At 61.8% G+C, this 13,398-nt stretch carries 10 protein-coding genes; 4 read left to right on the plus strand and 6 right to left on the minus strand.

The window, feature by feature from the left end:
* Positions 1-199 precede the first annotated feature (199 nt).
* From EA187_RS02970 to aspS, 6 genes are all read right to left on the minus strand, one after another.
* Entirely contained in the window at positions 200-1,444 is a 1,245-nt protein-coding gene (locus EA187_RS02970; protein WP_127779116.1) for an ABC transporter ATP-binding protein, read from the minus strand.
* Positions 1,445-1,471: 27 nt separating this feature from the next.
* Positions 1,472-2,575, minus strand: a complete 1,104-nt coding sequence (locus EA187_RS02975; protein WP_115602989.1) for an ABC transporter ATP-binding protein — start codon at positions 2,573-2,575, stop codon at positions 1,472-1,474.
* A 9-nt stretch (positions 2,576-2,584) separates the two neighbouring features.
* Positions 2,585-3,835, minus strand: coding sequence for an ABC transporter permease (locus EA187_RS20565; RefSeq protein WP_206524171.1), 1,251 nt, complete (start codon positions 3,833-3,835; stop codon positions 2,585-2,587).
* A gap of 87 nt (positions 3,836-3,922) precedes the next feature.
* Complete coding sequence (locus EA187_RS02985) at positions 3,923-5,416, minus strand: ABC transporter permease (RefSeq protein WP_127779117.1); 1,494 nt, start codon at positions 5,414-5,416, stop codon at positions 3,923-3,925.
* A gap of 100 nt (positions 5,417-5,516) precedes the next feature.
* Positions 5,517-7,448, minus strand: a complete 1,932-nt coding sequence (locus EA187_RS02990) for an ABC transporter substrate-binding protein (protein ID WP_115602987.1) — start codon at positions 7,446-7,448, stop codon at positions 5,517-5,519.
* A gap of 245 nt (positions 7,449-7,693) precedes the next feature.
* Positions 7,694-9,502: an aspartate--tRNA ligase gene (gene aspS, locus EA187_RS02995; RefSeq protein ID WP_347343325.1), complete on the minus strand. Its 1,809-nt coding sequence runs from the start codon at positions 9,500-9,502 to the stop codon at positions 7,694-7,696.
* Between the two features lie 272 nt (positions 9,503-9,774).
* Here aspS and EA187_RS03000 point away from each other — a divergent pair, with 272 nt between their 5' ends.
* From EA187_RS03000 to ndk, 4 genes are all read left to right on the plus strand, one after another.
* Positions 9,775-10,455, plus strand: coding sequence for a hypothetical protein (locus EA187_RS03000; RefSeq protein ID WP_127779118.1), 681 nt, complete (start codon positions 9,775-9,777; stop codon positions 10,453-10,455).
* Positions 10,456-10,646: 191 nt separating this feature from the next.
* Positions 10,647-11,810: an ADP-forming succinate--CoA ligase subunit beta gene (sucC, locus tag EA187_RS03005; RefSeq protein ID WP_127779119.1), complete on the plus strand. Its 1,164-nt coding sequence runs from the start codon at positions 10,647-10,649 to the stop codon at positions 11,808-11,810.
* A gap of 85 nt (positions 11,811-11,895) precedes the next feature.
* Entirely contained in the window at positions 11,896-12,765 is an 870-nt protein-coding gene (sucD, locus tag EA187_RS03010; protein ID WP_115602983.1) for a succinate--CoA ligase subunit alpha, read from the plus strand.
* Between the two features lie 59 nt (positions 12,766-12,824).
* Positions 12,825-13,253, plus strand: coding sequence for a nucleoside-diphosphate kinase (ndk, locus tag EA187_RS03015; protein WP_115602982.1), 429 nt, complete (start codon positions 12,825-12,827; stop codon positions 13,251-13,253).
* Positions 13,254-13,398 lie beyond the last annotated feature (145 nt).

Genomic DNA, 13,398 nt, shown 5'->3' on the forward strand with positions numbered 1-13,398 from the left:
CCTTAAAAGATAAACGGACGTGAGGTGCAGAGAGGTCAACGCTCTCGCAGCGGTGGCCGCCGCGACAGAGGGGCCTGACGCGCCCGTGACTTCCGAAGAAAGGGGCGATCAGGCGCGCGATTTCAGGCCCATCTCAAACTGCCCGGATGGTCGCATCGGGTCGAAAGGGTGTCAAGAACCCTGCTGGCCGGCCAGGGGATCAGACGTTGTTCTTCTCGGTGGTTTCGGCTGCTACCTTCCCCGAAGAGGCTTCGCTTTGCGGCCCATCGGAGCTTTCCGCACCTGCCTCCACAGGAGGGGCCGCTTCGGTGGCCTCGGTGCTGGCCACGCCGTCGGTGCCATCGGGCGCAGGTTCACTCGACGCGGCGCTCTTCTCAGGGGCTTCGCTCTCAGGGCTCTCGACCTTCGTCGGCGCCTCGGGCTGGCGGGGAAGCCGCGCCCAGATATCGGGATCGTTGGGCGCAAACTCGGGGTCGTAGAGGTGGCAGCGCACCTTATGGCCCGGAGTCGGCTCCACGGTGCGCGGCTCTACCGTCTTGCAGGGCGCAAAACACGCCGGGCAGCGGGTATGAAAGCGGCAACCCGAGGGCGGGTTCATCGGGCTTGGGACATCTCCTTTGAGGATGATGCGTTGGGCCCGACGCCGCGGGTTGGGCTGCGGAATCGCCGAGAGCAGGGCCTGAGTGTAAGGGTGCAGCGGGTTGTCGTAGAGCTCGTCACACTCGGCGAACTCCGCGATCTGTCCCAGATACATCACCGCGATGCGATCCGAGATATGCTGCACGACCGAGAGGTCGTGGGCGATAAAGAGGTAGCTCAGGTTATACTCCTGCTGAAGATCCATCAGCAGGTTAATAACCTGGGCCTGAACCGACACATCAAGCGCGCTGACCGCCTCATCGCAGACAATGAAGTCGGGATTGAGCGCCAGAGCTCGGGCGATGCCCACGCGCTGACGCTGGCCACCGCTGAACTCATGGGGGTAACGCGTGATGTACGAAGGCTGAAGACCCACGCGCTCCAGAAGCCCCTCGACCATCTCACGCACCTCCGGGCCCTGGGCCACCTTGTGGAAGGTGATCGCCTCGCCGATGATACTTTCGATCGTCATACGGGGGTTAAGGCTGGAGAAGGGGTCCTGGAAGATGATCTGAAGGTTGCGCCGAAGGCTGCGCATCTCCGCCGGCCCCATCTTCAGAATGTCTTGCCCCTTGTAGAGCACCTCACCATCGGTGGGCTCGAGCAGGCGCAGCAAAGTGCGTCCTGCGGTGGTCTTGCCGCAACCCGACTCCCCCACAAGCCCGACGGTCTCGTTGGCGTTGACCTCAAAGGAGATGCCGTCGACGGCTTTCACCGAGCCGACCTGACGGTTGAAGAGGCCCTTCTTGATGGGGAAGTGCTTCTTAAGGTTGCGGACTTCAAGCAGAGTAGGGGCGACGCTCATAGCGAGTACCTTGGGGCCTTAAGCAGGTTACCGTGCGACTTCCGCCGCATCGTCGTTGGGGGCGACCGAGCCATCGGCCGCGACGCTTCCGTCGGTGGTGGGCTGGGTGCCCGCGCGTACCTTCTCGGCGTACCAGCACGCCGCGGTGTGGCCGGGCTCAAGCTCGACCGTCGGCGGAAGCTCGGAGCACTTCTCGGTGGCGAACTGACAGCGCGTGCGGAAACGACATCCCGAGGGGAAGTCCTGCGGGCGCGGCACCATCCCGGGAATCACATAGAGGCGATCTTCGCGCCCGCGCGCCCCGGAGGTGTCGATGGTCGGCAGGCTGTTGAAGAGTCCAATGGTGTAGGGGTGGGCCGGCTTCTCAAAGACGGTGTAGACGTCGCCGTACTCCACGATGCGCCCGGCATACATCACCGCCACATCATCGCAGGTCTCAGCCACTACACCTAAGTCGTGGGTGATAAAGAGAATCGACATGCCCGCTTCGCCCTGAAGCGACTTCAGAAGCTCCAGGATCTGCGCCTGAATCGTCACATCGAGCGCGGTGGTAGGCTCGTCGGCAATCAGAAGCTTCGGCTTACTGGAGAGCGCCATCGCGATCATCACACGCTGCTTCATGCCCCCGCTCATCTGGTGGGGGTACTCGTCGATGCGCTGCTCCGGGGCCGGAATACCCACCTTGGCCAGCATATCGATGGCGTACTCACGCGCCTCGGCGTACTCCATGTCCTGGTGGAGGAGGATCGCCTCGATGATCTGGTTTCCGACCGTGTAGACCGGATTAAGGCTGGTCATCGGCTCCTGGAAGATCATCGAGATGTCGTTGCCACGCACCTTGCGCATTTGCGCTTCGGTGAGCTTGGTCAGGTCCTTTCCTCCGAAGAGAATCTGACCGTCAACGATCTTTCCGGGCGGCTGCGGGATCAGGCGCAGCACGCTCAACGAGGTCACCGATTTACCTGATCCCGACTCGCCGACCAGCCCGAGCGTGCGCCCGCGCTTGATCTCGAAGCTCACCCCGTCGACCGAGGGCAGCACCCCGTCGTCGGTAAAGAAGTAGGTCTTGAGCCCGTCGACCTTCAGGATCACGTCGTCCGACGCGTCAGTCTTGTTGCTATCGTTGGCCATAAGGTCGCTCTACTTGCGAAGTTTAGGATCGGTGGCGTCGCGCAGCCCCTCGCCGATGAGGTTGAGCAGGCTGATGGTGACGAAGATGGCAAAGCCCGAGCTGAGAATCAGCGTCATCTGCTGGGTGTTCCGACCGCTGGTCAGAATCTGACCCCAGCTCGGCGCGTTGGCCGGGCCCACGCCCAGGAAGCTCAGCGTGGCCTCAATGAGAATCGCTCCGGCCACCCCGAAGGTTGCCGAGACAAAGACCGGCTGCACCGCGTTGGGCAGAACGTGGCGGAAGATGATGCGCGCGCGGGTAAAGCCCAGCGCGATGGCCGCCTGCACAAAGTCCTGGTTGCGCAGCCTCAAGAACTCCCCGCGCACAAGGCGCGCGATGCCCGTCCAGCCCGTCAGGCCGATGATCAGCATGATGTGGAAGATCGAGGGCTCCTCGATAAACCCGGCCAGCGTCAGGATGAGAAAGAGCACCGGGAAGCACATCATAATTTCGATCATGCGCAGGATGATGTTGTCGACCCGACCGCCGAAAAAGCCCGCCAGGCTTCCCAGCACAAGGCCGATGGCGGTGTAAATGCTCACCGCAACCACCCCGATCGTAAGCGAGATACGCGTCCCGTAGATCAGTCGCGTGAAGACGTCGCGTCCCTGGCGGTCGGTGCCCAGGAAGTGCTCCAGGCTCGGGCCCTGGCTCACCGCCATCAGGTCCACATCGCGGTAGGAGTACTCGATGAGCGGAAAGATCAGCCGCGCTCCCTCCAGTTCTTTGAGGGAGGCGTAGTCGACGTAGGGCTGACGGAAGGCCATCAGGTAGACGACCGAGAAGAGCACGATGCCCACCGCCGAGACCAGACCGATGAAGCGAAGGCGAGCCTTGCTTCGTTCGGTGGCGGCGAGGTCCTTTTTAAAGCGCATCATCACCGTCCAGGCGATGAAACTCACCGGGACGTAGAAGAGCAGGAAGTTAAAGAAGATGTCGACGCCGCTATCGAAGAAGTTCTGATCGAAGAGCGCCGCAAACCACGGAAAGCTCGTCGTGCCGTGCAGCTGCGCATACGGCCCCACACCCTCGGGGATGTGCATGTAGAAGGGCACGTTCATGGCGACCACCGGCGCGACCATCGCGATCACAAAGAGCGCCAGTACGCCGTACACGCTGTAGTAGCTGAGTCGGTACTTTTTGAACTGACCCCAGACAATCTGCCCGTAGGTCTTGTACTCGGGCCGCGGAGGGCTGGAGGAGGTTTGGGAAGAGGTCATCGTCGCCTGTCCAACGTAAGGTGCGAGCCGGGCGCGGAGCGCGCCCTGGCAAAAAAGGTCGAATCCTGCGGGCTCAGTGATCGAACATCAATCGAAGGTGATGCGCGGGTCGACCAGCGCGTAGCTGATGTCGGAGAGCAGCAACCCGATCAGCGTGAGCACCGTCGACATCAGCAGACAGGCCATGATCGCGTTGTAGTCGTACATGTAGATGCTCTCATAGAGGTAGAGCCCGATGCCGGGGATGTTGAAGATGAACTCGATGACGATCGAGCCACTGACCAGCGTGGGAAGAAGGGTGCCCAGCAGGGTGAGGATCGGGATCATGCCGTTTCGCACCGCGTGCTTGAGCACGACCATCGACTCGGCCAGGCCCTTGGCACGCGCGGTGCGGATGTAGTCGGCGCGGATCACGTCCAGAAGACCCGTACGCGCATAGCGGCTCAGAGCGGCGAGCGAGCCGTAGGTCAGGCAGATCAGCGGCAAGAGGATATGCCAGGCGATCGAGCCCATCTGCTCAAGCACTTCCATATTCTCGGCGCCGTCGCCGATGAACCCGCCGGCCGGAAACCAGGAGAAGGGGCGACCCACCGCGAAGAACTGAATGAGCAGAACCGCGGTGAAGAAGCTCGGAAGGCTGTAGAGCACAAAGAGCGCGATGGTCACGACCTGGTCGCGCTTGGTGTTCTGATTGTACGCGCTCCAGATGCCCAGCGGTACGCTGATGAGGTACGCGATGAGGATCGAGAAGAAGCTCAGCGTGATCGTGTAGGGGAGCTTCTGCATGACCGTGTCGAAGACCGGACGGCGGTCGACGGTGCTCACCCCGAAGTCCAGCTTAAGCAGGTTCTCCCAGTACTTGGCAAAGCGGGTATCCAGAAAGAAGATGCTCACTTTATCAGCCGCGGAGTACTCGAAACGATCCTTGTTCTCGTTGAACCAGGGGAGCCACTTCTCGTCGAGGATGGTGGTGATATCCTCCTCGGTCACATCCTGAGGGATGGTCCAGGCGCGAAGCTGGTTGTTCTCCGAGGCGATCTTTCGGTTCGTCTCGCGAAGTTCAGGCGTGGGATCCGGGTTGAAACGGTCCACCTGGGGGCGCTGAGCGTTAATCGCCAGGCGCTGCACGGCGAGTCGGCGGATGTCCAGGCGCTCGTGGTTCTGCGCCAGCGCAATGAGAAGAGGGACGGCGTAGTTGCCCAGGTTCTCCACGTGCTCCTGAGCGGCGATGATGTCGGCCGACATCGGGCGCTCATCGGCCGGGGTACACGAGGTGTCGGCCGGCGCGCCTTCCGGACAGACCGGACGTTGGAAGTCGGCCACAACCCGGAGCTGCTCTTCAACCTCTTCGATGGAGAGGTTGTAGCGGGTGTTGAGCAGGATCGGTTTGTCCAGATTGAACTGCTCTTTAAAGATGCGATAGCTCTCGCGGGCGTCCTGCGAGACGGTCTCGGTGCCGTCGGGATTGGATGCGGCCGCAGGATCGCCGGGTGCCAGGTTGAGCACCAGGAAGATGATCAGCGAGATGATCGTAAACGTCGGGATCATCAACAGGACGCGCTTTAGGATGTAGGTAAACATGCTGCCTCGCCCTCAAGGGGGCCGGTTGCGCGCACCAATGGAACGCGCGAAGGATGCCTTAAGCGCACAACGCCGAGGCCTGCCTCGGCGCCGGCGCCGCTTACTCGCCGGACTCGTCGATGTACCAGGGCAGCGAATAGGTCTGCGGGCGAATCTTCTGGAAGACCACGTTCTCAAGACGCGGGTTCCAGGCGACCGCTTCCTTGGGCGCGTAGAAGAAGCTGTAGGGCTGCTCCTCATGCACGATCTGGTGGAAGCGACGCAGAAGACGGGTGCGCTCTTCGGTGTCGAAGGTCACGCGCAGGGTCTCGATGATCTCGTCGGCCTCGGCATTGCGGAAGCCCACGCGGTTGGAGCCCTTGGGAATGTCGGCCTGGCTGGAGTGCCAGATCTGGAAGGGATCGTTGAACCAGCTCAAGCCCCAGCCGCCGGTGAAGGCGTCGAACTGCTTGTCGTCCATGCGGCGCTGCATCAGCGGCCACTCCACGAAGTCGCCACGCATCTCCACGCCGATCTTACGAAGATCTTCACGGTAGACGGTCACCCAGCTGCGCACGGTGGGGCGGTTGTAGGAGGTCAGCGTGAAGCTGAAGTTGATGTTCTCGCCATCGACATTCTTCTGGCGGATGCCATCGCCGTCGGTATCCACCCAGCCCGCTTCATCAAGAAGGGCCGCAGCGCGCTCAAGATCAAAGGGGATGGGCTCAATCGTCGGGTCGTTGGCCGGGTGGTCATAGTAGAAAGGACCACTCTGCAATTCACCCAGGCCGTTGAGCACGTTGTCGACGATGCTCTGACGGTTAAAGGCGTGCGTCATCGCCAGGCGCACCTTCTGGTCGGCGAACATCGGCTTATCCATGTTCCAGCCCACGTAGTAGTAGGCGAAGGCGTCGATGATTTCGTGCTCAAGTTTGCCGTTCTTAAAGGGGCTGTTGGCGCCGGCGTTCATGATCTCGCTGCGGTAGCGGGGCTCGGGAAGCTTGGGCAAAAAGTCGAGCTGGCCGCTGAGCAGGCGAGCGAAGCCCTGCTCAGGGTCTTTGATGATGTGGAATTCGATGCGCTCAATCGGAGGCTTCGCGCCGAAGTAGTCGCGGTTCTTGGTGAGCACGATCTGACCGCTCGGGGTGTAGCTGTCGAAGAGGTAGGGGCCGGTTCCGATCGGGTAGTCTGCCGACCAGTGGGTGTTGAACTCCACCGGGATGCTCTCTGCGGGGAGTTCGTTGCCCTCGCGGTCGCGTGAGAAGAGCCATTTGGGCAGCGGATAGGCCATCAGCGTGGTGGTGCGCGAGTGGTAAACCGGGCGCTTCCAGGTGACCTTGAAGGTGTAGCGGTCGATGACTTCGACCTTTTCGATGTCTTCGACGTAGCTCTTGATAAAGCCGGCTTCCACCTGGGGGTTCATCGCCATCTCGAAGTAGAAGATGGCGTCTTCGGCCGTGAGCTCACGCGGCTCGCGCAGCCACTCAAACTCCGGCTTGCTGAAGTCAACTTTGGGCACATGCCAGTATACACCTTCGCGCAGGCTGACGGTGTACTCGGTGTTCTCGTCGTTGACTTTGACCATGTAGGCCAGGTCCGAGACGAAGTTGTCCGGGTTGTTGAAGTCCTGGCGCACAAAGCCGCTGTGCACGTAAGACTGAATCTCGGTCACGTCGACTGAGTTTTCGGTCAGCCAGTTGAACCCTTTGGGGTCGCTGGAGATCAGGCGCTTGAGCGTGCCACCCTGCACCGCGTTGGGGGCGATGAGCTGGTCGGTGGCCGGGCTGAGCAGGTTGTCGGGATCGTTGATGGCGGCGGCGTAACGGTCGTTCGAGGCGCCGGCACCCCCGCCGGCGTTGCCGGCCACAGCCACACCCGACTCCAGCTGCGAGAGGATGCGCTCGGTGATGCGATTGAGGTCACCCAGGCTGCGGTTGACTTCAATGATCTTTTTGTTGGCCTGGTAGGATTGCGCGATGCTGACAATCGCCAGCAGGGCAACCACGATCAGGACTCCGATCAGGGCGAGGGTGGCTTTGAATGTTCTCGGCATGAACTTTACCGCTCCAGGGGTCGGACCAGGACGTGTGGCGAAGACGCAGAGCCGCGCCGGCCAGGTTCAACGATCACTTTAAGACGTTAGCATCCGGCGAACACAACCGGGCGCACTCAGGCGCGCGCAGGCTCGCCATCAAAGAGGGCGTAAGCTACTGGACCCTCTAAAACTCTGTCAACTACCCCGAAGCGCCTGCCATGCAGGTCGCCCGGGGTAGTGGTTGATGTGTTAAGGTGTTGATATTATTCGGTTTCGTGTTCGATCGCCGCTTCGCGGGCGCGCACGCTCAGGCTGAGTTCATCGAGCTGGGCCGTGTCGACGGCGCTGGGCGCCTCCGACATCAGGTCGGCCGCCCGAGTGGTCTTCGGGAAGGCAATGACGTCGCGCAGACTGGCCGCGCCGGTGAGCAGCATCACCAGGCGGTCCACGCCGAAGGCGATGCCGCCGTGGGGCGGGGTGCCGTAGGTCAGCGCCTTGAGCAGGAATCCGAACTTCTCGTTGGCCTCTTCCTGCGAAAGTCCGAGGAGCTCAAAGACGTTGTTCTGCACATCCTGGCGGTGGATACGAATGGAGCCACCGCCGATCTCGTTGCCGTTGAGTACGAGGTCGTAGGCCTGGGCACGCACCGAGAGCGGGTCCGTCTTGAGCTTGTCGAAGTCCTCGGGAAGCGGACTGGTGAAGGGGTGGTGCATCGCGTAAAGGCGGCCCTCTTCTTCGTCGGCCTCGAACATCGGGAACTCGGTGATCCAAACAAAGCGGAAGGCGTCGGGATCGGCCAGGCCCAGGTCTTTTCCGAGCTGCTTACGCAGGTTGCCCAGCGCCGGGTTGACCACCGACTCGCGGTCGGCAACAAACACGACGAGATCGCCGGCCTCGGCGCCCATCTTCTGCTCGATGGCCGCGCGGGCGTCGTCGTCGAAGAACTTGGCGATCGAGCCGCTCCACTCTCCTTCACCCACCTTGGCCCAGGCCAGGCCTTTAGCGCCGTAGACTTTGACGATGTCTTCGAGCCCGTTGATGTCTTTGCGGCTGAGCGTCTCGGCGCCGCCTTTGATGCAGAGGCCGCGCACGGTGTTGCCGGCTTCCACGGTCGCGCTGAAGACCTTGAAGCCGCTCGTCGCCACAAGCTCGCTGACGTCGCAGATCTCCATGCCAAAGCGAAGATCGGGGTTGTCCACGCCAAAGCGGCGCATCGCCTCGGCGTAGGCCATGCGCTCAAAGGGCAGGGTGATCGCGATGTCCAGCGTGCCCTCGAAGATCGACTTGATGAGGCCCTCGCAGACCTTCATCACGTCTTCGGCGGTCACAAAGGAGAGCTCCATATCGATCTGGGTGAACTCCGGCTGGCGGTCAGCACGCAGATCTTCGTCGCGGAAGCATTTGACGATCTGGAAGTAGCGGTCGAAGCCGGAGACCATCAAAAGCTGCTTAAAGATCTGCGGCGATTGCGGCAGTGCGAAGAACTTGCCCGGGTGCACGCGGCTGGGCACGAGATAGTCGCGGGCACCTTCCGGGGTGGAGCGGGTGAGCACGGGGGTCTCGAACTCTCCGAATCCCTGCGAGGTGAGGTAGTTTCGGGTGAGCGAGTAGACCTTGCTTCGTGTGAGCAGCGAGCGCTGCAACAAGGGGCGACGGAGGTCCAGGTAGCGGTATTCCAGACGCAGGTTCTCGTTGGCGTCGCAATCGTCGCGGATAGCAAAGGGGGGAGTCTTGGCCTCGGAGAAGACCTCAAGCGTCCGGACGACGACTTCGACAGCGCCGGTGGAGCGATCTTCGTTGACGTTCTCGCCACGGCTGACCACCTCTCCGATGATCGCCACGCACCATTCCGAGCGGAGCTGACCGGCGCGGGAGAGCGTCGCCTCATCCAGATCCGGATCAAAGCGCAACTGGCAGATGCCGGTGCGGTCGCGGAGATCGACAAAGACCATGCCGCCGAGGTCACGGTGGCTGGCGACCCAGCCGACCAGGGTGACGGTCTGACCGATCTGGCTCTCGCTGAGCTCGCCACACATATGGGTGCGCTTGTGCTGATCGAGGAAGGTACTCACGAGCTGCTCCTTACTAGGGATCATCAAAGGTTCATGCCCGGAAGTCGTCGTGCGAGGTGGGCCGGGCGAAATTGACGCAGGGCGTCGATGCAATCGCGGACTAAAACACGCGCTTTAGCGCAGTGTCAACGACGGCGCTCTTTGCCGTGGCGAGTCCTTTTCATTGAGAAAGTGTTTTGTGACTTTAAGGGCGTGCACATCATCCCACCACCAAAGCGTTCTGGTGAGCTGCGCACTCGCCATATGGACTTTCTAAGACGAAGGAGGCGATGATGGCGCTCGTTGAACTGGGACTGACCCGAGAAGTGGCGATGGATGAGAAGCTCCCCGTGACATGGGGCAAAAAGGCGGTTTCAAGCGAAGCAGCACGGGCCCAGATTGTGTCAGCCCCCGGGGCCAGCATGGTCTACAGCCCTTATCTAAAGGAGCGCCCCGGGCGCGCGCTGCAGGTCCTTGGTGAGCGCGATAATCCGTCGGTGGTCCCCTGGGGCTTCTGGGGGGCGGTGATGCTGGCGGGGCTGCTCGCGGCGATGATTGTTTTTCGTGGTACCTCCGGGTTGCAGTCGATGTGGGACTTGCTCTGGGTGATGCTCGCGGTCGTGGCCGGCTCGGTCATGCTCAAACTTGGCAAGAAGACCAGCCTGGAAGAGCACCTTCTATGCGAGCTCGACTTGATGCGGGGCATTGTGACCTGGCCTGTACAGGGTACGGAGCTCGCGGTGACCTTTGATGAGGTCGAGGAGTTGGTCTTTGGCATGACGCACTACCCGATCTCCAGCGACGGCGAAGGCACCCGGGTGCACGCCTTCTCATTGCTCCTGCGGGATGCGCAGGGGAGGCTCGTGCCCATCGTCGAGGCGTCGCCTAATAAGGGGGAGACGCATCAGATCGGCCAGGTTTTCGCCCGGGTGCTGGAAGTGCCCCTGACCTATGTCGGTATGGGCATCAAATAAGGCGATGGCCGGGCGGGCTGGCGAGTCAAAAATGGGCGGGCAGGCCGCCTTGACGCGCTGGCACCCCGGCGGTAATAAGGCGGCGGCCCCGCTTTGCGGGCCGCTCATTTTGTGATTTTGGCAGGGCGTGGAGGCCGGCTAAGCGGGTCGCGCTGCGCGTAGGTTGATCTTCCAACGGCAGGTAAGTTCGTATGAACATCCATGAGTATCAGGCCAAGCAGATCTTTCGCGAGTACGGGGTGACCGTCCCCCAGGGGACCGCGGCGTTTAGCGTCGACGAGGCGGTGAAGGCCGCCGAAGAGCTCGGCGGAGAGCTCTGGGTGGTCAAGGCCCAGATTCACGCCGGCGGTCGCGGCAAGGCCGGTGGCGTTAAGCTCGCCAGGAGCCTTGACGAAGTTCGCGAGATCGCTGCCGAGCTGCTCGGCTCGACGCTGGTCACCCACCAGACCGGCCCCGAAGGCCAGGTCGTGCGTCGTCTCTACGTCGAGAGCGGCGTCGACATCGCCCGCGAACTCTACCTTGGCATGGTCGTTGACCGCGCTCGCGACGGCGTGGTGCTGATGGCCTCGACCGAGGGTGGCGTCGACATCGAAGATGTCGCCGAGAATACCCCCGAGAAGATCCACAAGGTCTTCATCGACTCGCTCACCGGCATGGCCGACTTCCAGGGCCGTCAGGTCGCGTTCGCGCTGGGCCTGGAAGGCAAAGCGGTGTTCAAGGCGGTCAAGTTCATGAAGGCGCTCTACAAGCTCTTCGTCGAAAAAGACGCCTCCATCGTCGAGATCAACCCGCTTGTGGTGACCGGCTCCGGCGACCTCATCGCCCTCGATGCCAAGGTCAACTTCGATGACAACGCGCTCTACCGTCACGCGGACGTGGAAGCGCTGCGCGATGTGTCTGAGGAAGATCCCGCCGAACTCGAAGCGAAGAAGCACGGGCTGAGCTACGTGAGTCTCGACGGCAACATCGGTTGCATGGTGAACGGCGCCGGTCTGGCCATGGGCACCATGGACATCATCAAGCACTACGGCGGCGAGCCGGCCAACTTCCTGGATGTCGGGGGTGGAGCGACCAAAGAAACCGTCGCCGAAGCCTTCAAGATCATCACGCAGGATGAGGCGGTGAAGGCCATCTTCATCAACATCTTCGGCGGCATCATGAAGTGTGACGTGATCGCCGACGGCGTGGTCAACGCGGTTCAGGAAGTGGGCCTGAAGGTGCCGCTTGTGGTCCGTCTGGCGGGCACCAACGTGGAGCTCGGCAAGAAGATTCTCAACGAGAGCCCCTTCGATATCGTGAGCGCCGACAGCATGGCCGACGGCGCCCGCAAGGCCATCGAGCTGACCCAGGGCTGATAGGCCCGGCGCAAACCAAGACGCGTTGACCGGCGCGAGCGCCCCTCAGAGTGGGGCGCCGCCCAGAGACATATAGAGGTTGAAGATGAGTGTAATGGTAGACGAGTCCACCCGGCTGATCGTGCAAGGGATCACCGGTTCGGTCGGTAGCTTTCATACCGAGCAGATGATCGAGTACGGCACCAACGTCGTCGGTGGTGTGACCCCCGGCAAAAGCGGCCAGAAAGTTCACGGCGCGCCGGTCTTCGATACGGTGGCTGAAGCTGTCGCGGAGACGCAGTGCAACGCCAGCGTCATTTACGTGCCGCCGCCCTTTGCGGCCGATGCCATCATGGAAGCGGCGGATGCCGGTGTGGAGCTCATTGTCGCCATCACCGAAGGCGTGCCCGTTCAGGACATGATCACGGTGGTGCGCTACCTCAAAGACAAGAACGTGCGCCTTCTCGGCCCGAACTGCCCCGGGGTGATCAGCCCGGGTAAGTGCAAGATCGGCATCATGCCCGGTCATATTCACCTCCCGGGTAAGGTCGGCGTTGTGAGCCGCTCCGGTACGCTGACCTACGAGGCGGTTGGTCAACTCACCGCGCTGGGCATCGGGCAGAGCACCTGCATCGGTATCGGCGGCGACCCGATCAACGGCATGAACTTCATCGATGCGCTTGAGCTCTTTGAGGCCGACCCGGACACCGAAGCCGTCGTCATGATTGGCGAGATCGGTGGTACGGCTGAAGAAGAGGCCGCCGAGTGGGTTCAGAAGAACATGAGCAAGCCTGTGGCGGGCTTTATCGCCGGTGCCTCGGCCCCTCCCGGAAAGCGCATGGGCCACGCCGGTGCGATCATCTCCGGAGGCAAAGGCACGGCCGAAGAGAAGTTCAAGGCCATGGAGGCCGCAGGTATTGCCGTCTCGCGCTCGCCGGCCGAGATCGGTGAGACCCTCAAAAAAGCGATGGGCTAAGTTCGCCCTTTGTTTTGATAGCGACACCAACATTCAACGATTGAATCTGGAGACACACGATGGCGATTGAACGCACCCTGAGCATCATCAAGCCCGACGGCGTGGAAAAGAACGTGATCGGCAAGATCATCGCGCGTTTTGAAGAAGAAGGCCTCACCCCGGTGGGCATCCGCATGGCGCACCTGGCCAAGCACGAAGCCGAAGGCTTCTATGCTGTACACAAAGAGCGTCCCTTCTTCGGTGAGCTCGTTGAGTTTATGACCCGCGGCCCGGTGGTCGTGATGGCGCTTGAAGGCGAAGATGCCGTGGCCAAGAACCGCGAGATCATGGGTGCTACCAACCCGGCGGAAGCTGCCGAAGGGACCCTGCGCGCGCTCTACGCCACCGACATCGGCGAAAACACCGTGCATGGCTCGGACTCGGCGGAGAACGCCGCGATCGAGATCAAGTACTTCTTCAGCGACGTGCAGCTTTTCTCGCGCGGCTGATGTTTTGAGGCCGTCGCCGGCGTTGGGCTGGCGACGGTCTTCACCTCGCGCCTTGCAGGGCTGGCGCAAGGTGAATGCTCAGCCAACGCACCCTTGTAGGGAATGCGTGTGTTGAGGTGGCGGCACGATTTGAGATCCTTTCGCA

The sequence above is a fragment of the Lujinxingia sediminis genome, assembly GCF_004005565.1.
Classification (GTDB): domain Bacteria; phylum Myxococcota_A; class Bradymonadia; order Bradymonadales; family Bradymonadaceae; genus Lujinxingia; species Lujinxingia sediminis.

Bases quoted from the DNA above. Each gene is read 5' to 3' on its own strand.
- EA187_RS02970 (WP_127779116.1), bottom strand. From the start codon at position 1,444: ATGAGCGTCGCCCCTACTCTGCTTGAAGTCCGCAACCTTAAGAAGCAC.
- EA187_RS02975 (WP_115602989.1), bottom strand. From the start codon at position 2,575: ATGGCCAACGATAGCAACAAGACTGACGCGTCGGACGACGTGATCCTG.
- EA187_RS20565 (WP_206524171.1), bottom strand. From the start codon at position 3,835: ATGACCTCTTCCCAAACCTCCTCCAGCCCTCCGCGGCCCGAGTACAAG.
- EA187_RS02985 (WP_127779117.1), bottom strand. From the start codon at position 5,416: ATGTTTACCTACATCCTAAAGCGCGTCCTGTTGATGATCCCGACGTTT.
- EA187_RS02990 (WP_115602987.1), bottom strand. From the start codon at position 7,448: ATGCCGAGAACATTCAAAGCCACCCTCGCCCTGATCGGAGTCCTGATC.
- EA187_RS03000 (WP_127779118.1), top strand. From the start codon at position 9,775: ATGGCGCTCGTTGAACTGGGACTGACCCGAGAAGTGGCGATGGATGAG.
- sucC (WP_127779119.1), top strand. From the start codon at position 10,647: ATGAACATCCATGAGTATCAGGCCAAGCAGATCTTTCGCGAGTACGGG.
- sucD (WP_115602983.1), top strand. From the start codon at position 11,896: ATGAGTGTAATGGTAGACGAGTCCACCCGGCTGATCGTGCAAGGGATC.
- ndk (WP_115602982.1), top strand. From the start codon at position 12,825: ATGGCGATTGAACGCACCCTGAGCATCATCAAGCCCGACGGCGTGGAA.